The 18,063-nt window shown below is 41.2% G+C and carries 18 protein-coding genes; 7 read left to right on the forward strand and 11 right to left on the reverse strand.

Annotated elements, in window-relative coordinates:
* Positions 1-38: 38 nt before the first annotated feature.
* A complete protein-coding gene (gene mnmA / locus KQP79_RS05585; RefSeq protein ID WP_004308010.1) occupies positions 39-1,196 on the forward strand; it encodes a tRNA 2-thiouridine(34) synthase MnmA in 1,158 nt (385 codons plus the stop codon).
* 180 nt (positions 1,197-1,376) lie between these two features.
* Here the strand turns inward: mnmA and KQP79_RS05590 are convergent, their stop codons facing one another.
* Positions 1,377-2,903, reverse strand: coding sequence for a GH3 auxin-responsive promoter family protein (locus KQP79_RS05590; protein WP_138343103.1), 1,527 nt, complete (start codon positions 2,901-2,903; stop codon positions 1,377-1,379).
* A 137-nt stretch (positions 2,904-3,040) separates the two neighbouring features.
* On the opposite strand from KQP79_RS05590, the gene KQP79_RS05595 reads away from it, so the two are divergent.
* Positions 3,041-4,051 (forward strand): ATP-dependent 6-phosphofructokinase, encoded by a 1,011-nt coding sequence (locus KQP79_RS05595; RefSeq protein WP_099147220.1) that lies wholly within the window; start codon positions 3,041-3,043, stop codon positions 4,049-4,051.
* Here the strand turns inward: KQP79_RS05595 and rnc are convergent.
* From rnc to KQP79_RS05610, 3 genes are read right to left on the reverse strand one after another with little or no spacing between them, the layout of a single operon-like run.
* Positions 3,993-5,057: a ribonuclease III gene (rnc, locus tag KQP79_RS05600; RefSeq protein WP_099147226.1), complete on the reverse strand. Its 1,065-nt coding sequence runs from the start codon at positions 5,055-5,057 to the stop codon at positions 3,993-3,995. The two genes, KQP79_RS05595 and rnc, sit on opposite strands and share 59 nt — an antisense overlap.
* On the reverse strand, positions 5,023-6,285 hold the full coding sequence (fabF, locus tag KQP79_RS05605) for a beta-ketoacyl-ACP synthase II (RefSeq protein WP_008024013.1): 1,263 nt from the start codon (positions 6,283-6,285) through the stop codon (positions 5,023-5,025). The genes rnc and fabF overlap by 35 nt, the downstream gene beginning before the upstream one ends.
* Positions 6,286-6,300: 15 nt before the next feature.
* Entirely contained in the window at positions 6,301-6,537 is a 237-nt protein-coding gene (locus KQP79_RS05610) for an acyl carrier protein (RefSeq protein WP_002558672.1), read from the reverse strand.
* Between the two features lie 98 nt (positions 6,538-6,635).
* On the opposite strand from KQP79_RS05610, the gene KQP79_RS05615 reads away from it, so the two are divergent.
* Positions 6,636-7,256: a phosphoribosylglycinamide formyltransferase gene (locus KQP79_RS05615; protein ID WP_138343104.1), complete on the forward strand. Its 621-nt coding sequence runs from the start codon at positions 6,636-6,638 to the stop codon at positions 7,254-7,256.
* Between the two features lie 108 nt (positions 7,257-7,364).
* Here KQP79_RS05615 and pdxB read toward each other — a convergent pair whose 3' ends face one another.
* Positions 7,365-8,405 carry a 4-phosphoerythronate dehydrogenase PdxB gene (gene pdxB, locus KQP79_RS05620; RefSeq protein ID WP_138343105.1) on the reverse strand — a complete coding sequence of 347 codons (1,041 nt, stop codon included), beginning with the start codon at positions 8,403-8,405 and terminating at the stop codon, positions 7,365-7,367.
* Positions 8,406-8,522: 117 nt separating this feature from the next.
* On the opposite strand from pdxB, the gene KQP79_RS05625 reads away from it, so the two are divergent.
* From KQP79_RS05625 to KQP79_RS05635, 3 genes are read left to right on the forward strand one after another with little or no spacing between them, the layout of a single operon-like run.
* On the forward strand, positions 8,523-9,128 hold the full coding sequence (locus tag KQP79_RS05625; protein WP_004315555.1) for a DUF4254 domain-containing protein: 606 nt from the start codon (positions 8,523-8,525) through the stop codon (positions 9,126-9,128).
* Between the two features lie 3 nt (positions 9,129-9,131).
* The gene (locus KQP79_RS05630) at positions 9,132-10,163 is read left to right on the forward strand and encodes a glycosyltransferase family 9 protein (RefSeq protein WP_138343106.1); all 1,032 of its coding nucleotides are present in this window, start codon (positions 9,132-9,134) and stop codon (positions 10,161-10,163) included.
* 59 nt (positions 10,164-10,222) lie between these two features.
* Positions 10,223-11,299 (forward strand): glycosyltransferase family 4 protein, encoded by a 1,077-nt coding sequence (locus tag KQP79_RS05635; protein ID WP_055235778.1) that lies wholly within the window; start codon positions 10,223-10,225, stop codon positions 11,297-11,299.
* Here the strand turns inward: KQP79_RS05635 and KQP79_RS05640 are convergent.
* Positions 11,282-12,340: a glycosyltransferase family 9 protein gene (locus tag KQP79_RS05640; RefSeq protein ID WP_008641782.1), complete on the reverse strand. Its 1,059-nt coding sequence runs from the start codon at positions 12,338-12,340 to the stop codon at positions 11,282-11,284. The genes KQP79_RS05635 and KQP79_RS05640 overlap by 18 nt on opposite strands.
* A gap of 231 nt (positions 12,341-12,571) precedes the next feature.
* Here KQP79_RS05640 and KQP79_RS05645 point away from each other — a divergent pair, with 231 nt between their 5' ends.
* The gene (locus tag KQP79_RS05645; protein WP_134993190.1) at positions 12,572-13,483 is read left to right on the forward strand and encodes a lipopolysaccharide kinase InaA family protein; all 912 of its coding nucleotides are present in this window, start codon (positions 12,572-12,574) and stop codon (positions 13,481-13,483) included.
* Here KQP79_RS05645 and KQP79_RS05650 read toward each other — a convergent pair whose 3' ends face one another.
* Genes KQP79_RS05650 through KQP79_RS05670 form a run of 5 tightly spaced genes read right to left on the reverse strand, consistent with a single transcriptional unit; the run spans position 13,484 to position 18,063 of the window.
* Positions 13,484-14,296 (reverse strand): FkbM family methyltransferase, encoded by an 813-nt coding sequence (locus tag KQP79_RS05650; RefSeq protein ID WP_138343107.1) that lies wholly within the window; start codon positions 14,294-14,296, stop codon positions 13,484-13,486.
* Positions 14,293-15,426 (reverse strand): glycosyltransferase family 4 protein, encoded by a 1,134-nt coding sequence (locus KQP79_RS05655; RefSeq protein WP_138343108.1) that lies wholly within the window; start codon positions 15,424-15,426, stop codon positions 14,293-14,295. Before KQP79_RS05655 ends, KQP79_RS05650 begins: the two co-directional genes overlap by 4 nt.
* Before the next feature lie 29 nt (positions 15,427-15,455).
* A complete protein-coding gene (locus tag KQP79_RS05660) occupies positions 15,456-16,268 on the reverse strand; it encodes a LicD family protein (protein WP_061448407.1) in 813 nt (270 codons plus the stop codon).
* Positions 16,269-16,285: 17 nt separating this feature from the next.
* Positions 16,286-17,017: an NTP transferase domain-containing protein gene (locus KQP79_RS05665; RefSeq protein WP_061448406.1), complete on the reverse strand. Its 732-nt coding sequence runs from the start codon at positions 17,015-17,017 to the stop codon at positions 16,286-16,288.
* Positions 17,014-18,063, reverse strand: a complete 1,050-nt coding sequence (locus KQP79_RS05670) for a pyridoxal phosphate-dependent aminotransferase (protein WP_061448405.1) — start codon at positions 18,061-18,063, stop codon at positions 17,014-17,016. Before KQP79_RS05670 ends, KQP79_RS05665 begins: the two co-directional genes overlap by 4 nt.

Consider the following 18,063-nt stretch of genomic DNA (forward strand, 5'->3'; position numbering starts at 1 on the left):
AACAAACAAAGATACGGGAAAATACTTAATTTTGCAGCATGATGGAGGAAAACAAACGAGTATTGCTTGGAATGAGTGGCGGTACAGATAGTTCTGTTGCTGCTATGCGATTGCTGGAAGCCGGTTATGAAGTGATCGGAGTAACCTTCCGTTTTTATGAATTGAATGGCTCGACAGAGTATCTGGAAGATGCCCGTAATCTGGCAGAACGTTTAGGAATACGGCATATAACATACGATGCCCGTGAAATATTCAGTAAACAGATTATTGAATATTTTGTGCAGGAGTATCTGGCAGGACGGACTCCAGTCCCTTGTATATTGTGCAATAATTACCTGAAATGGCCTCTGCTTGCTAAAATTGCCGATGAAATGGGCGTTTTCTACATCGCTACCGGGCATTATGCACAGAATATACAACTAAATAATACCTTTTATATAACATACGCTGCCGACTCGGATAAGGATCAAACCTTCTTTCTATGGGGATTGAAACAAGATATTCTTTGCAGGATGTTGTTGCCGATGGGGGATATTACGAAAGTGGAAGCTCGTGTCTGGGCTGCGGAACATGGGTTCCGGAAGGTGGCAACTAAAAAGGATAGTATAGGCGTTTGTTTTTGCCCAATGGACTATCGAACTTTTCTGAAAAACTGGTTGGCTCAAAATAATGAGGCATTGGCAGAAGAAGAGCAGATGATGGGGGAGAATCAAGCATTGGTTGGAGATTGGCAAGTATTGGTTGGAAGCAATCAGGCAGGACTCAATAAAGTGAAACGAGGAAGGTTTGTCGATGAAAAGGGAGATTTTATTGCCTGGCATGAGGGTTATCCTTTTTATACCATTGGACAGAGACGTGGCTTGGGCATTCATTTGAACCGTCCCGTATTTGTGAAAGAGATTAATCCTGAAAAGAACGAAGTAGTATTAGCTTCTCTTTCAGCTCTGGAGAAAACAGAAATGTGGTTGAAAGACTGGAATCTTGTCAATCAGGAGCGTACTTTAGGGCATTCTGACATCATTGTGAAAATACGGTATCGCAAACAGGAAAACCATGCTACGATTACCATTACACCAGATCATCTACTGCATGTGCAACTTCATGAGCCTTTAACCGCCATTGCTCCGGGACAAGCTGCTGCATTCTATAAAGATGGCTTATTATTGGGAGGAGGGATAATAGTCAACGCCCGGTAATTAGCCGACATAATTTAGGCACGGATTACACGGATAAACACGGAAAGAGAATAAACTTTATCCATGTAATTCGCATAATCCGTGCCTGGAAGAAATTGGAGAGGTGCTTCGAAACGCTCTCCTTGTACAAGTAATCTCTGTAATAAAGAAAACTAGTGTCGGTTATGTCTTGGTTTTTGGTTATTCTTCCGAAAGAATGCTGTCATTCAGCGCTAACATTGTTTCTATATATTCGCGCGTATTACTTAATCTGGGGACTTTGTGTTGTCCTCCCAACTTTCCTCTCTGTGCCAGCCAATCATGGAATAATCCCTCACGGGCAACGATTACTTCCAATGGTTGCAGAGCTATATCTTTCCATCGTTTCGCCTCATAATCGGAGTTGACCTCCTTCAGTGTGGCATCAAGTATCGCTGCAAATTTTTCTACTGAATCCGGCATCTTAGCGAACTCTATTAACCACTGGTGCCGGCATTTGGCATTCTCATCCATAAATACAGGTGCCGCGGTGTATTCACTAACTTGTGCTCCGGTTTCGGCACAAGCCTTTGCCAATCCTTTTTCAGCGTTATCGACAATCAGCTCTTCGCCAAATGCGTTGATGAAATGCTTTGTTCTTCCTGTGATGACAAACTTATAGGGATTCTTGCTGGTAAACTTCACTGTATCCCCAATCATGTATCTCCATAAGCCGCAAGAAGTAGAAATAACCATTGCATAGTTCTTGTTGAGCTCGACTTCTTCAAGGCAATAAGCTCGTGGACTCTCTTTTCCTACTTCCTCCAGCGGAACAAATTCGTAGAAGATTCCGTAGTCGATCATTAATAACATGGCAGGATCAGAGAGGTCGTTTTGAGTTCCAAAATATCCTTCCGAAGCATTATAAGTCTCTACATAATGCATTTTCGGTGTTTGAATTACCTGCTTGTATTGCTCACGATAAGGAGTGAAAGCCACTCCACCGTGGAAGAAAACTTCCAGGTTGGGCCATACTTCTTCCAAAGTCTGTTTTCCTGTCTTTTCAAGAACACGTTTGATAAGTACCAGCATCCACGACGGTACGCCGGACAAGCTTGTCACATTTACCGGAATAGTGCTGTTGGCGATTGCTTCTATTTTGGTCTCCCATTCGCTCATCAATGCAATTTTCTTGCTAGGTACACGAATGAAATTGATAAGCGGATTCACATTTTGAATCAGAATAGCGGATAAATCTCCTACTAAACTATGGTTAGAGTTGAGGTTCGGACTATGGCTACCCCCGAGAATCAGTCCCTTGCCGGAGAAAAAATGGCTATCCGGATTGATGCGGAAATAAAGAGCTGCCGCGTCTTTTCCTCCTCTGTAATGAATGTCTTCCAGTGCCTCTTTGCTAACGGGAAGGAATTTACTTTTATCATTAGTCGTTCCGGAGGATTTTGCAAACCAGCGTATCTCCGATGGCCAAAGCAGATTCTGTTCCCCGGCTCGCAAACGTTCTACATAAGGTTTGATTTCTTCGTATGTTTGGATAGGAACACGTTTTCGGAAATCTTCATAGTTACGGATAGAGGAATAATCGTACTTTCTTCCCCATTCAGTTTGAGCGGCCTGGCGTGTTAAGCGGCTTAACACACGATGCTGTATCTCACTAGCCTGACTAGCATATAGGTCTATCTGTTTTAAACGGGAATCGAAAGTCTTACTAATAATTTTTGTAATATTCATTTCTGCTTTAACATAATAATGTTTAGTCGTGCAAAAGTAACTTATTTATCTTTTTTTTCTATCTTTACGACGGAAATAATCGTTAAAAATTGACGACTTTCATATAAATCCCGAGTTTTAGACTAAAAAATGCGACAATGAGAATTGGAATCTTAACATCCGGCGGGGACTGTCCCGGTATTAATGCCACGATTCGTGGCGTGTGCAAAACTGCCATCAATTATTACGGAATGGAAGTGGTAGGTATTCACAGCGGTTTTCAGGGCTTGCTGACTAAAGATGTCGAATCTATTACAGACAAGTCGCTCTCCGGTTTGCTCAATCTGGGTGGAACGATGTTAGGAACTTCTCGTGAGAAGCCTTTCAAAAAAGGAGGCGTTGTCTCTGATGTTGACAAACCGTCTTTAATTCTTCAGAATATCCATGAAATTGGGCTGGATTGTGTCGTTTGTATCGGTGGAAATGGAACGCAGAAGACTGCAGCCAAGTTTGCTGCAATGGGAGTTAACATCGTATCTGTTCCTAAAACCATTGATAATGATATTTGGGGCACGGACATCTCTTTTGGTTTCGACTCGGCGGTAAGTATTGCTACTGATGCCATCGACCGTCTACATTCCACCGCAAGCTCTCATAAAAGGGTGATGGTGATTGAAGTGATGGGGCATAAGGCTGGCTGGATTGCTTTGTATTCCGGTATGGCAGGAGGAGGGGATGTGATTCTCGTTCCTGAAATCGCTTATAACATTAAGAATATCGGCAATACGATTCTGGAAAGACTAAAGAAAGGCAAACCCTATTCTATTGTAGTGGTAGCGGAAGGAATTCAGACTGACGGGCGTAAACGTGCTGCTGAATATATCGCGCAGGAAATTGAATATGAAACCGGTATAGAAACCCGCGAAACAGTTTTGGGGTATATCCAGCGTGGTGGTTCGCCTACTCCTTTCGACCGCAATCTTTCTACCCGCATGGGCGGGCATGCAACAGAATTGATAGCCAATGGCCAATTCGGGCGTATGGTGACTTTACAAGGAGACGATATAGCATCTATTCCTCTTGAAGAAGTTGCAGGAAAACTGAAATTGGTTACTGAAGATCACGATTTGGTGATTCAGGGTCGTCGCATGGGGATTTGCTTTGGCTAGTTGCCGGAGCTTCTGTGGCCTGCACTGTGGAAATCTCATCGACGAGGATGTTTTCTTCTGAAACATTTTCCGGTTCTATCTCGGGATTTGTGTTCAGTTCGGTTTCGGGCTCATTCTCAAGCCCGCTTGCCAATTCAGTCTCAGAATTAGTCGCAAATTCAACTTCCATTTCTGTTTCCATTTCAGTAGCAGTTGCCGAATGTTGTATTTTAATCTCTTCGATGGTTGACATAAATGTCGGTTCCTTTACCTTCTTTATAGCCATCTGGGCGGCATTCTGTTGAGACTCCTTCTTGGAATATCCCGTACCTGTTCCTGCCGGAAGTCCTTCAATACGTACTTCAGTTTGGAATACAGGGTTACTGTCATGATCGAGAAACTGCTCGATTAATTCAAAGGAAACCTCCATTTTGTTCTTTTGGCTCCATTCGATAAGTTTGGATTTGAAATTAACCTCTTTTCGGGATATTTTATCCAGATCGATATAACGGTTGATAATCCGTTGTTCCATAAACTGTTTGCAACGTTCATATCCCTGATCCAGATAAATAGCTCCGATAAACGCTTCAAAAGCATTTCCGTACATGTAGCTGTTGTGAGAGGAAGAACGGGTAGAATACTTGATGAGCTTATCCAGGCCGATTTCAACGGCCAACTTGTTCAACGTCTCCCGTTGTACAATCTTGGAACGTGTATTGGTTAGGAAACCTTCCCGTTTCCCTTCGAAACGTTTGTAGACAATATCTCCCACGATGGCGTCGAGGATGGCGTCACCTAAAAACTCCAGCCGTTCATTGTTGAGAGGACGTCCCTTGTCGGAGCGGACAGAAGTCGATTTGTGCAGGAGAGCCTGCTCATAAAGCTGGATATTGCGCGGGTAGAACCCGAGTATCCGGTAAAAACAAAGATAAGACTCTCTATCCTTGCGGAACAAGAGCCTTATCTTATCTATTTCGTTACGTAACACGATATTACTCTGCGTATTTCTTGAAGATAACGCACGCATTGTGACCACCAAATCCAAATGTATTGGACAAGGCAACATTAACTTCGCGTTTCTGTGCTTTATTGAACGTGAAATTAAGGTTATAGTCGATATTCTCGTCGTTGTCACCTTCTTCGTGGTTGATAGTCGGAGGAACAATGCCGTTCTTGATAGCAAGGATACTTGCAATAGATTCTACCGCACCGGCAGCTCCCAGCAAGTGACCTGTCATAGATTTTGTTGAACTGATGTTCAACTCGAACGCATGATCACCGAATACTTCCTTGATTGCTTTTGCTTCTGAAATATCACCAACCGGAGTAGATGTACCGTGTACATTGATATAATCTACTTCTTTCGGATCCATTTCCGCATCTTCCAGTGCATTTTTCATCACCAATTTCGCTCCCAGACCTTCTGGATGAGAAGCTGTCAGGTGATGTGCATCTGCAGACATACCTACACCGGCAACTTCTGCATAGATTTTTGCACCGCGAGCTTTAGCGTGTTCCAGTTCTTCCAGGATCAGGCAACCGCCACCTTCGCCCATAACGAAACCATCACGGCTTGCGCTAAACGGACGTGAAGCTTTAGAAGCTTCGTCGTTGCGTGTTGACAGTGCGTGCATAGCGTTGAAACCGCCCACACCTGCCGGGAAGATAGCTGCTTCCGAACCACCGGATACAATTACGTTTGCTTTACCCAGACGAATCAGGTTGAAAGCATCTGCAATAGCGTTGGTTGAAGTAGCACATGCTGAACAAGTCGCGTAGTTAGGACCATGGAAACCATACATGATAGAAATCTGTCCGGCTGCAATATCCGAAATCATCTTTGGAATGAAGAACGGATTAAACTTCGGACCCATTTCCTGACGAGTGTAGTAGTTGCCTACCTCTTCTTCAAATGTATGTATACCACCAATACCGGCGCCGAAAATAACACCGATTTTGTTCAAGTCTTCTTTCTCGACGTCAAGACCGGAATCACTCACCGCTTCTTTAGCAACAGCGATGGCATATTGAGTATACAAGTCCATCTTTCTTGCTTCTTTGCGGTCTATGTATTTCGTTGCATCGAAGTCTTTCACTTCGCATGCGAATTGGGTCTTGAATAACGACGCATCAAAATGAGTAATAGGCCCTGCTCCACTAACCCCGTTCACAAGGTTTTCCCAAAATTCGGGAACGCTGTTGCCAACGGGAGTAATGGCGCCAAGGCCTGTTACTACCACTCTTTTTAATTCCATATTGATGAAATCGAATTACTTAGCGTGTTCTTCGATATAAGATACAGCATCACCTACAGTACCAATCTTTTCTGCTTGGTCATCAGGAATAGAGATACCGAATTCTTTTTCGAATTCCATGATAAGTTCTACAGTGTCAAGAGAATCTGCTCCCAGGTCGTTAGTGAAGCTTGCTTCGGTTGTAACTTCTGATTCTTCTACGCCTAATTTATCAACGATAATCGCTTTTACTCTTGATGCAATTTCAGACATAACTTTAAGTTTTTAATTAATAATTAGTTTTATTTCTTTAAATTTGCGGTGCAAAGGAATGAATATTTATCGTTTTGCGCAAATATTTGACTAAATAAATGCAAAGTTTTGCACATTTTTCACTGTTTTGTGCATCGAAATTGAGGGTTATGAAGAAAAACATCGCAATTTTTGCTTCCGGTTCCGGTTCAAATGCCGAGAATATTATCCGGTATTTCCAAAAAAACGATTCCGTTCAGGTTTCGTTGGTACTTTCTAATAAAAGTGATGCATACGTTTTGGAACGTGCGCATCGTTTGGGAGTGGCCTGTAACGTGTTTCCAAAGGAGGACTGGATAGCCGGAGATGAAATTTTGGCTATTTTGCAGGAGTACCGCATCGACTTTGTCGTACTGGCTGGCTTTCTGGTTCGTGTGCCTGACTTGCTTTTGCATGCTTATCCCGATAAAATTATAAATATACATCCTGCCCTTCTGCCGAAGTTCGGAGGCAAAGGAATGTATGGTGACCGGGTTCATGAAGCGGTAGTGGCTGCCGGTGAAAAGGAAAGCGGTATCACTATACATTATATAAATGAGCATTATGACGAAGGAAATGCAATCTTCCAGGCTACCTGTCCTGTTCTTCCGACAGATTCTCCGGATGATGTAGCCAAAAAAGTGCATGCCTTGGAATATGAACACTTCCCGCAAGTCATAGAACAAGTATTAAAAAAATAAGTATTAGGTATTAAGTATTACTCCATGCGGATAATCGTTTGACGGAATTTCATGAAGTTCTCGGTCGCTACGGTTAATACTTAATACCTAATACTTAATACTTATTTCTTAATACTTGATTAAATAAGCTGTCTCTTCTCGCCGCAAAGGATAATCCCCGCGTAAGGTTTCGAATTGTTCCGGTTGATTTTTCAATCGGGTGCTATCTTCGACTGGATTATATATTTGGAGGATTGCTTCTTCATGGTTTTTGGCATGTATAATAGGAGAGGCGGGTGCCGGTGCGTTTATTTTATAATCAGCTTCTATTTGGAAGAATTTGCAAATGGCATCCAGTGACATGCGTGTGGCGTTTGCTTTTCCATCGGCAGAGTAACCCGCAATGTGGGGAGTGCCGATAAATACTTTATCCAGTAACTCACGGTTAATTTCCGGTTCATGTTCCCATACATCAATGATGGCATCTGAAATGATCCGGCTGTCTAGGGCTTTTAAAAGAGCATTGGTGTCAATGACCTCTCCTCGGGAGGTATTAATGATAGCCGGTTTTCGTTTGAGTGATTGGAAGAAGTTCTCATCTGCCAGGTGGAAGGTTTTATATTTCCCTTCCTTATATAAAGGTACGTGAAAGGTTATGATATCACATTCTTCTGCAATTTTTTTTAGTGAGGCAAATAGCTCTGTTCCTTCTTTTTCCTCCCGTGGCAAATCATTCAGTAAAACGCACATGCCAAAATCCCGGGCAACTTTAGCTACCTTACTCCCTACGTTTCCCACTCCTATGATGCCAATCGTCAGTTCGTTTAACTTTTTGTTTCTGCAAGATTTCCACACCAGAAGCGATGACTGTATATATTGGGCGACAGAAGCAGAATTGCATCCCGGAGCATTTGTCCATTCTATGCCTGCCTGTTTGCAATACTCTGTATCAATGTGATCGAAACCTATGGTTGCCGTTGCTATGAATTTCACTCGACTACCTTCCAATAAATTCCGGTTGCAGTGTGTGCGGGTACGGACGATAAGTGCGTCTGCATCCCGTACGAGCTCCGGAGTAAAATCTTTCCCCGGTACATAAACCACCTCATCGGCTATTCTCTGAATCGCCTCTTTTATAAATGGTATTTTATTGTCGATAATAATTTTCATATACAATTCATCTTTAATACCCACAAAGGTAACAAATAAAAAAGTAAGAAACGGTTGCTTGTCTGAAAAATATTACATAGATTTGCCCTATTATATATCTATTAGCTAGTTAAGATTATGACATTTAGTAACCTTTGCAACGAGATTTTTTGGAAATCGACAACAGATTACCATGTAACGGATAGTGTGGATGCTCCGATGAACAATCCTTACGAGTTGAAAACTATTGAGTATTATTTATATCTAAAGAACTGGATTGATGCTGTGCAATGGCATTTTGAGGATATTATCCGTGACCCGCAGATTGATCCGGTAGAAGCATTGGCTTTGAAAAGAAGAATTGATAAATCAAATCAGGATCGTACAGACTTGGTGGAACTAATTGATAGCTACTTCTTAGACAAATACAAAGAAGTAAAACCTCTTTCTGACGCAACGATCAATACGGAAAGTCCTGCATGGGCTATTGACCGCTTGTCAATTCTTGCATTGAAAATTTACCACATGCAGCAGGAAGTGGAACGTACGGATACTACAGAGGAACACCGTCTTCAATGTCAGACTAAGCTGAATATCCTGCTGGAACAACGTAAAGACCTCTCTGCGGCTATTGAGCAGTTATTGGCTGATATCGAAGCCGGGAGAAAATATATGAAAGTATATAAACAGATGAAAATGTATAATGACCCGGCATTGAATCCGGTGCTTTATGCAAAAAAATAACGAATGGCGCGTATTCTCATTATTCGTTTTTCAGCTCTTGGCGATGTAGCCATGACAATACCGGTAATACATTCGCTGGCTATGCAATACCCGCAGCACGAAATAACAGTGTTAAGTCGTGCTGTATGGCAGCCGCTCTTTCAGGGGCTGCCTACGAATGTAGGTTTTGTCGGAGCTGACTTAACAGGCAAACACAAGGGGCTTTGGGGCTTGAATAGCCTCTATTCGGAGTTGAAAGCGATGCATTTTGATTACATTGCTGATTTTCATCATGTGCTTCGTTCCAAATATTTATGTCTGCGATTCCGTCTTGCCAATAAACCGGTAGCTTCCATATGTAAGGGAAGGGCCGGTAAAAAGAAACTGGTTCGTCGTCACGATAAGGTGATGGAGAATCAGAAGAGTTCTTTTCGCCGTTATGCTGATGTGCTTGAGAAGCTCGGTTTGCCGGTTTTATTAAATTTCTCTTCTATTTATGGCGAAGGAAAAGGCAACTTTGCAGAGATAGAGCCAGTCACAGGACCTAAGGAAGATCAAAAATGGATTGGTATAGCCCCTTTTGCCAAACACAGAGGTAAGATTTATCCGTTAGAGTTGCAAGAGCAGGTTATAGCGCATTTTGCGGCTAACCCACAAGTGAAAGTGTTTCTTTTTGGAGGTGGTAAAAGCGAGCAGGAAGTGTTTGACGCATGGATTGCTAAATATCCTTCTGTTGTTTCAATGATCGGTAAACTGAATATGCGTACCGAGCTGAATCTGATGAGCCATTTGGATGTGATGCTTTCAATGGATTCTGCTAATATGCATTTGGCGTCCTTGGTCAATATTCCGGTTGTTTCTATTTGGGGGGCCACTCATCCTTATGCCGGTTTTATGGGCTGGAAGCAATTGCCGGTTAATACCGTGCAACTTGATTTGTCATGCCGTCCCTGCTCTGTGTATGGACAGAAGCCTTGTTGGCGTGGTGATTATGCCTGTTTAAGAGATATAAAGCCGGAACAGGTTATTGCAAAAATAGAAGGGATTGTAGGTTGATATTCGCAGGAATTCAATTTAGTTGTTTTTGAGCCGAAAGAGCGTAGAATCAAATAATGATGGAAAAAGAGATACAACGAAAGAAAAAGGTACTGATAGATCTTACGAATTATGGTAGTCTAACAGCTGGTTTCGGACAGATTGCGGCCAACTATGCGGCCGCTTTTTCGTCTATGCCGATAGAGGATCTTCATTTTGTATATTTGTTGAGACAGAAATATATGCAGGAATTTGGCCCGAATGTGACTTCTGTTCCGGTACGTCGTATCAATAAGTTTTTTCCTTTTACCCTTCCTAAAGTAGATGTATGGCATGCGGTGAATCAGCAGCGGAAGTTGTTGCGTATTGCCGGTGGTACAAAGTTTATCTTTACTATACATGACTTTAATTTCTTAACGGAGAAAAAGCCTTGGAAGGCTAAAATGTATCTTCGTCGGATGCAGAATAAGGTCAATAAGGCAGCAGTAGTCACAACGATTTCTCATTATGTCGCAGATGTCATTCGTCAACATATAGATTTGAAGGGGAAAGAGATCCGGGTCATCTATAATGGGGTGGAGAGGATCGATATGTTGGAAGGAACCCAGCCGTCTTTTGCGACGGGACGTCCTTTCTTTTTTACGATTGGACAGATCCGTAGGAAAAAGAATTTCCATCTCCTGGTTGACGTAATGCGCCATTTCCCGGAATATGATTTGTATATTTGTGGAGATGCCCATTTCGCTTATGCTGAAGAAGTGCGTAATCTGATTCGTGAGAAGCAAGTCACTAATGTGTTTTTGACAGATGTAATCACTCAAAGTGAAAAGATATGGTTGTATCGGAGCTGTGAGGCGTTCCTGTTTCCTAGTGAAGGAGAGGGTTTTGGACTCCCTGTGGTGGAAGCTATGCAGTTTGGAAAGGCTGTATTTGCAGCTAATCGCACTAGTTTACCGGAAGTTTGTAATGGACATGCCATCATGTGGGAACATTTGGATACAGAATCTATGGTGCAAAGTATCCGGGAACATTTGCCTGATTTCTATAAAGATGAGGAACGCTTGACCAGAATGAAAGAACATGCAGCTTCATTCAGTTACGAGAAGCATATACAAGCTTATCTTGATTTATATCGCGAGTTAGCTCAATTGTCTTAATGTCGAAGTTAATTGATCGTATACCTTTTCCGGGGTAATTAATGCGAAACGTTCTTCATAAGTTAATGTTGCTTGTTGTTCCGGCGGAAGAATATCGTCGGGACTAATACCTCGGGCAAGTACGGAATTTGCAGGTAACCACATTGATTTAGAGGCGCTTGGCGAATAAATAGCGAATGAAGGAATTTCGAGGGCTTGCGCAATGTGTCGGGCTCCTCCTTCGTTTCCGAAATAAAACGAGCAGTTGGCGCAAAGTGCTGCCAGTTGTCGTAATGAAGAGGCTTGTATATCAATCTTGATGCGTTCCGGACATCCCAATTCCTTGTAGATATTTCTTGCATCTTCTTCTTCATACCCCGGTGCATAGTTGAAGATCATTTGTATGTCCTTGTATTCTTCCAATATTCTTTTAAGTGTGGTTATCATAAACTCCGTATTCCATTTTTTATGGAGGAGCTTGGTGGTGACTCCTATTAGGAATACAGGGCGCGCGAAATCTATCCCCTCCTTTTCCATATAATATCGAAAGTCTTTTTTCTCCTGGTCAGTGAGGTATAACCTGAATTCTTTTGTATATTGAATAGGCTTGATTTTCTCTAATGGCGCTGCAAGCAATAGGTTGCGTTCTACCATATCAGTTGTTAGACTATTGCTGTAAGTGTCTGTCCGATAATTTAATAGAAAACGTGTGTATCCCTTGATACGCCCTATCCGGAAAGGGGTTTTTAATGAAAAAAGAGAGAAAAAAAGAGTCCGGATCGTAGAACGCATATCGATGATGACATCGTATTTGTTTTGATGCGTCACTTGCCATACTTTTTTTATATAAGCAGTGAATGGTTTATTCTCATTCTTGTCAAATGTAATAACCTTATCTATGTCCGGGTGACCCTCATAGAGCGATGCTATATTTTTATTCAGCACAAAGTGTATTTCTGCATCGGGAAAACTTTTTTTCAGCGTACTGCACAATGCAACAGCCAGAATAGAGTCCCCTATTTGTCTAAATCGAATAATCAGAATTTTTTTGATTGGTTTCATGCTTGACTTCTTTATGCTTTTTATCGTGCAAACATAGCTAAAAAAAAGCATTTATGTCTAAATATAAATGAAAAGAAAAAAGAAAAAACGACTAAAGTTGTTCTCAACAGTACTTATATGTATAGAGAGTTAGCCAATCTTTGTGAGAAAAGAAAAAAATATAGTCGGAATATGCCTTAATTTCTTTATCTTTGCTCCATCTTTGTAATTAGTATTATATAGGAGAGTGTAATGAGAGTGATTGTAAATCCCAAGTACGCGCATCTGCAGAAGGAGATAGAAGAAATTCCAAGGTCCTTCCAGGAAAAAGGAGATGTGGTGTACGATGGGCGTAATGTTTTAAAACGAATTGGCTTAGGCAGCATTGATGTTGTGGTGAAGAGCTTTAAGAAGCCTCACATCATCAATCGTGTTGTATATTCGTTTTTCCGGCAATCAAAAGCAGAGCGTTCCTATATTTACTCTATGGAAATTCAACAACATGGCTTTGACACTCCGGAGCCAGTTGCTATGATCGAACAATTCCAAAGTGGCCTTCTTTCACATAGCTATTACATTTGTTGTTATGATGGTGGCGAAACAGTCCGTTCCCTGATGGATGGGAAAGTGGAAGGAAATGAAGATAAACTTTCTGCTTTTGCGCGCTACACGGCTGCTTTGCATCAGGCAGGTATCCTGCATTTGGACTATTCGCCCGGCAATATATTGATCCATCAGAATGATGCGGATGAATATAGTTTTTCCCTGGTCGACGTGAATCGCATGCAGTTGCTATCGGATATTGATTGTGATACTGTGTGCCGTAATATGTGTCGTTTATGCATCTCTCGTGAAGTGCTGACTTATATAATGACAGAATACGCTTCTTTGAGAGGATGGGATGTAGAATCTACTGTCAGTCTGGCTCTTCGTTATAGCGATCAGTTCTTTACTCATTATATTTATCGTCGTGCGGCGCGAAAAGAACAAGAAAGGCATATCGTATCCCTGATTTTATTCTTCCGTTTGTACCGTTCTGTGCGTAAGTTCTTTTCTTGGGAACCGCATATCTCACGTTTCTTATTGAAAAAAGAAAAGCGCATTTATGATACATACTTGTGTAAGTATGACTATTGCGAATTGCTTTCTGCTGATTATCAATGATTAACTCTTACTTCCGCGCATGACTACACTGCGGATTTTATGCCTGAAAAAACCTTTCTGATTGGTATATGTGCAGTTATTCTTATCCAAAAATGCAGAAATGACTGCTTCGTCATCATGTAGATGGTATGTGCAAATTGCAAAATCCAACTTTTGGCAATTCTGAAATAAGTTCTTGCATCCGGCCAATGCATGCCGTTCAGCTCCTTCGATATCCATTTTTAGAAACAGATGCTCATCCGTTTGATTGTTGAAGAAGTCATCCAGGGTTTGTTCTCTTGAAGAGTTATGGTCGCTTACATACTTTTGGACAATCGTAACTTTATCTTGCCATGGCTCAAAGGTCGCTCTGATGGCCTCTAGCCATTGTTCGTCCTGCTCAAACAAGTAAACATGTTTGGCTTCATCGATGATTTCCAATGAAGAATATCCTTCGGCGCAACCAACATCCACAAATACCTTTCCTGTCACTTCTTTAACGCTGTTGAAGTAATGGTGCGGTGAACGCCTGTCTTGTTCCATGCTCAAAGCCCTGTAATATTTTTGAATTTTCCTGGCCGGAGTGCTCTTTCTGAAATAGAGCCGTTTCTCTTCTTTTTGAACATAGTATAAACCTTTCTCCTCGTCTTTCTGTACGTCAACGGGCATATTTGCATATTCATCTTTGAATTCATACAGGTGTCTTGAATATCCATGTTCTTTAATATATTCATAGTATTTCAGATAAGGAGAGCCGGGCTTATATCCTTTCATGAAATAATATGGGAGAGTGCCATATATAAATTTCTTTATTGTGTGTTTAAGTATGTTCATCTCATTAATTTCTTGTAGATGTTTAAGATCTCTTCTGCTTGCTTTTCTTCAGAGAATCTTTTGGCAAATATTTGCCCTTTTTCAATCATTACTTTCTTTCTTTCAGGGTCAGAGTATATCTGTTTGAAAGCATTGGCCATTCCTTTGATATCGTCGGGATGTATATAGATTGAGTCGGGACCTCCGGCTTCTTCCAGGCAAGAACCTGTTGCGGCTACTACCGGAATTCCGGAGTATAAAGCTTCTATGATGGGGATGCCAAAGCCTTCAAAGCGTGAAGGATATACAAAAATTTCAGCTAGTTGATAAAAAGTCGGCAGATCATCAAAAGGAACATTGCTGATGATGTGCACTCTTTCTTCCAGCTTATTCTCCTTAATAAAATGTTCAATCTTATCAGTGTATTCTGTATGGCGGCCTACAATGACAAGATGAATTTGTTCAGGAAGCATCGTCAGTGCTTGTACCGCCGAAAGGGCATTCTTTCGTTCTTCAATACTTCCTACGTTGAGGATATAGTGTTCCGGTAGCTGATATTTAGCTCGGACTTCTCTTTTTTTCTCTTCTGTTACAGGGTGCGTGAATGAAGTATCACATCCCTGATAAACAACTTCTATCTTATCGGCAGGAATCCCGAAATACTCAATAATATCACGTTTGGTACATTCGCTGATAGCAATGATTCTATCCGCATTTTCGCAGGCTTTGCGGAATTTGTATGTATATATATTCCTGTCGATCGAATGATAGTATTGTGGGTATCGCAGAAATATCAAATCGTGGATTGTTACGATACTTTTTACCTTACTTTTATGGATATTCAGGGGTAATTCATTGCTAAGTCCGTGAAAAATATCAATTCTTTCTTTTTCCAATTGGCGGGTGACTCCCAACACTCGCCATAACGAACTTAACTTTTTCCAGAAAGAAGTAGTGGGGTAAGAAAGCTGTAGTTGCCGATATTGCTTCGTTAATTTGTTCAGCCTTTTATTTTCCCGTTTCTTGGGGGCATACAATACATATTCATTCTCCGGATAGAATTGGCATAGAATATCCACTATATAGCGGCTATAATTACCCAAACCGGTGAAATTCTGTACTGCACGTTTTCCGTCAAAACCTATTCTCATTTCTACTTCTTACCTTTATGTGATTATAGTTAGACTTCAAATTCCCGATAAGGTTTATTCAGGTCTAAATAATGGAAATTGTGTTGTCTTTGCCCACTTTGTTTAGGTATGGTCATGTAATCTCCGTATTTCTGTGACAGATAGGCATCATATTTCTGTACTCCCCATACTTCTTCATCTTCAAATAAGACTGGAGTAGGGATGCCCAGAATATCTTTAGACATGATTCCTTTCATTCCGTCATCATAATCACAGACCAATGCGGATTGGTCGAAATCATACTTTTTCATTACTTTCCTGATACTTTCCTGTGCTCCGGTAAGGGTAAAAAGCTTTCTGCATAATAGCGGTATCCATGAACTGGGACCTTTTCCATGCTTGTATGGATCGCGATGAATCAGATAAAGTACACGTTTGTAGAATTCGTACTTTGCAAAATGCATTCTTTGCGCCATGCGGCTCTCCGGAACTCCGTCCAGTGGGAATATATCAATATATACGCCTCCCAAATATTTGAGATGCATACGTTCAATTAAAGTGGTGTTGGCATCCTGTACTTTTGCGAATGGAAGAGGATATTCCTTGTCGTTTTCAGCACATACAGCTTCGTATGGTTTCGGCAACCATTCTTTGGCATTAGCCATTAATAAATCATAATCGGCTCTTGGCATGCCGATATCCAGATCATCATCCCAAGGGATAAATCCTTTGTGGCGGACGGCTCCCAGCATGGTGCCTGCCATGATGTAATATCGCAGATTATGTTCTTTGCAAACTTTGTCAACAGCTAATAAATTTTTTAATATGCGAAGCTGTAGAGGGCGGATATCGTAATTTGCCATTTTCTATCTGAATTTGATTAATAAAGACTGGCTGGAATCAGCTTCTGTGCCTGTTGAAAGTCCTCTACGGTGTCCAGTTCGGCCGAGAAGAACTCGGTGGTATCCATGACGTAAAAGCTATATCCTTGCGGAATCAGTCGTTCAAAAGCCCGTTCGTAGAATATATTGTCCAGTCCTTCAGTGGTAATCATAATTTCCAGTTCCCGGAATAGAACTTTGGTGTATTCAGCTGACATTTTTTCGATACCGATAGACTCTCCGATAGCATCGGATATAGAACAGACTTTGCTGATTTCAACAACCTTTTGTGCATCGTCTACGATAACTTTTATTTCTTCCGCTCCAAGCTCATGACGATTCAGTGCCAATATGTCGTCCTTATCCGAGTGAAGCAGTTTTTCTACAATTTGAGGATCAAAAACAATGTCGCTGTCTAATAACAATATTTCTTCCCCGTCTGTATACGGTCGGGTAAGCCATAATGAATAGATATTGTTGGTTGATTCATATCTGTCATTATAGATGAAAGTAATATTTTGGACTGGATAACGTGCCTGCAGAAAATCAACGATTTGTTGCTGGCGATATCCCGTGACGATAATGAATTCGTCGAATCCGTTTTGTATCAGAGCATCAAAAGCCCTTTCCAGTAGGCATCGTTTTCCTATCTTAAGGAGACATTTGGGTGTTGTATCGGTCAGCGGGCGTAAGCGTGATGCTATTCCTGCGGCTAATATTACTGCTTTCATTTGGAGGCGATTTCTTTAATTGTATCTATAACGATTCGGTTTTGCTCTGGACGTCCCAATGTGATACGCAAATGAGTGTTGATATCCGGTTCATTCATAAACTTCACTTTATAACTCTGTTCGGCAAAAGCCTTTTGTAAAGCCTCTTTTAGCTCTATCGGGTATCTGATTAAAATGAAATTGGCAACCGATTCATATACTTTGAATCCGGGTAACACGCCGATTTCCTTTTCGTAGCACTCACGGTCTTCGTTCATCAGTTTAGCGATATTGCGGTAGTGTGCGTCCGATTTAAGAGCTGCAATGGCGATATCTTCGGATATTCGGTTGTATCCCAGATATTTATTGCTGTATCTGCTGAATTTTTCCAGTTCTTTACTCATAAATCCGAATCCCATACGTAGGCCTGGTAATCCATAAAACTTGGATAAAGTACGGGAAATAATCAAATTCTGATATTTATTAACCAGCTTTTTGATATAACTGGTATCAGTTGAAACAAAAGAAGCGTATGCCTCGTCTATCAGTACCACTGTTTGGCTGGGTACTTCTGCAAGCAGTTTATCCAGTTCTTTTGGAGTTAAACCGTTGCCAGTAGGGTTATTGGGAGAAGCCAGTAAAAGAATCTTCGGATTCTCTTTCTGAATCATATCTTTCAGCGTATCAAAGTCATATTTAAAGGTGTTTCCGTCTTCGTAAAGAGGATATTGCAAAGTATGACCATTCACCTCATCTGCAATTGACTTATAATACCACCATGAGAACTTGGGAATCAACATCGTTTTGTTTCCATCTTCTTGAGTCAGGAAGTAATGAACGGCTTGCTTCAGAATATCTTCTCCGCCGTAGCCTAGCAGGACTTGTGTTTCATCTATATCATATAATTTGGATAAGAAAACAGATAATATACTTTTCTTTCCTTCATCATAAATGCGGGTATAAAAACAAAGTTTATTTATATCGAAGTTTTTTAAAGCTTCTACTACTTCTTTTGATGGACTGTAGTTAAATTCGTTTCGATCTAAAAAGTTCAAATTCTTTTCCAT

The sequence above is a fragment of the Bacteroides sp. DH3716P genome, assembly GCF_025914115.1.
Taxonomy (GTDB): domain Bacteria; phylum Bacteroidota; class Bacteroidia; order Bacteroidales; family Bacteroidaceae; genus Bacteroides; species Bacteroides ovatus.

What these genes read in the sequence shown, in the direction of transcription:
- mnmA (WP_004308010.1), top strand. Translation starts at nt 39, where the DNA reads ATGATGGAGGAAAACAAACGAGTATTGCTTGGAATGAGTGGCGGTACA.
- KQP79_RS05590 (WP_138343103.1), bottom strand. Translation starts at nt 2,903, where the DNA reads ATGAATATTACAAAAATTATTAGTAAGACTTTCGATTCCCGTTTAAAA.
- KQP79_RS05595 (WP_099147220.1), top strand. Translation starts at nt 3,041, where the DNA reads ATGAGAATTGGAATCTTAACATCCGGCGGGGACTGTCCCGGTATTAAT.
- rnc (WP_099147226.1), bottom strand. Translation starts at nt 5,057, where the DNA reads ATGCGTGCGTTATCTTCAAGAAATACGCAGAGTAATATCGTGTTACGT.
- fabF (WP_008024013.1), bottom strand. Translation starts at nt 6,285, where the DNA reads ATGGAATTAAAAAGAGTGGTAGTAACAGGCCTTGGCGCCATTACTCCC.
- KQP79_RS05610 (WP_002558672.1), bottom strand. Translation starts at nt 6,537, where the DNA reads ATGTCTGAAATTGCATCAAGAGTAAAAGCGATTATCGTTGATAAATTA.
- KQP79_RS05615 (WP_138343104.1), top strand. Translation starts at nt 6,636, where the DNA reads ATGCAAAGTTTTGCACATTTTTCACTGTTTTGTGCATCGAAATTGAGG.
- pdxB (WP_138343105.1), bottom strand. Translation starts at nt 8,405, where the DNA reads ATGAAAATTATTATCGACAATAAAATACCATTTATAAAAGAGGCGATT.
- KQP79_RS05625 (WP_004315555.1), top strand. Translation starts at nt 8,523, where the DNA reads ATGACATTTAGTAACCTTTGCAACGAGATTTTTTGGAAATCGACAACA.
- KQP79_RS05630 (WP_138343106.1), top strand. Translation starts at nt 9,132, where the DNA reads ATGGCGCGTATTCTCATTATTCGTTTTTCAGCTCTTGGCGATGTAGCC.
- KQP79_RS05635 (WP_055235778.1), top strand. Translation starts at nt 10,223, where the DNA reads ATGGAAAAAGAGATACAACGAAAGAAAAAGGTACTGATAGATCTTACG.
- KQP79_RS05640 (WP_008641782.1), bottom strand. Translation starts at nt 12,340, where the DNA reads ATGAAACCAATCAAAAAAATTCTGATTATTCGATTTAGACAAATAGGG.
- KQP79_RS05645 (WP_134993190.1), top strand. Translation starts at nt 12,572, where the DNA reads ATGAGAGTGATTGTAAATCCCAAGTACGCGCATCTGCAGAAGGAGATA.
- KQP79_RS05650 (WP_138343107.1), bottom strand. Translation starts at nt 14,296, where the DNA reads ATGAACATACTTAAACACACAATAAAGAAATTTATATATGGCACTCTC.
- KQP79_RS05655 (WP_138343108.1), bottom strand. Translation starts at nt 15,426, where the DNA reads ATGAGAATAGGTTTTGACGGAAAACGTGCAGTACAGAATTTCACCGGT.
- KQP79_RS05660 (WP_061448407.1), bottom strand. Translation starts at nt 16,268, where the DNA reads ATGGCAAATTACGATATCCGCCCTCTACAGCTTCGCATATTAAAAAAT.
- KQP79_RS05665 (WP_061448406.1), bottom strand. Translation starts at nt 17,017, where the DNA reads ATGAAAGCAGTAATATTAGCCGCAGGAATAGCATCACGCTTACGCCCG.
- KQP79_RS05670 (WP_061448405.1), bottom strand. Translation starts at nt 18,063, where the DNA reads ATGGAAAAGAATTTGAACTTTTTAGATCGAAACGAATTTAACTACAGT.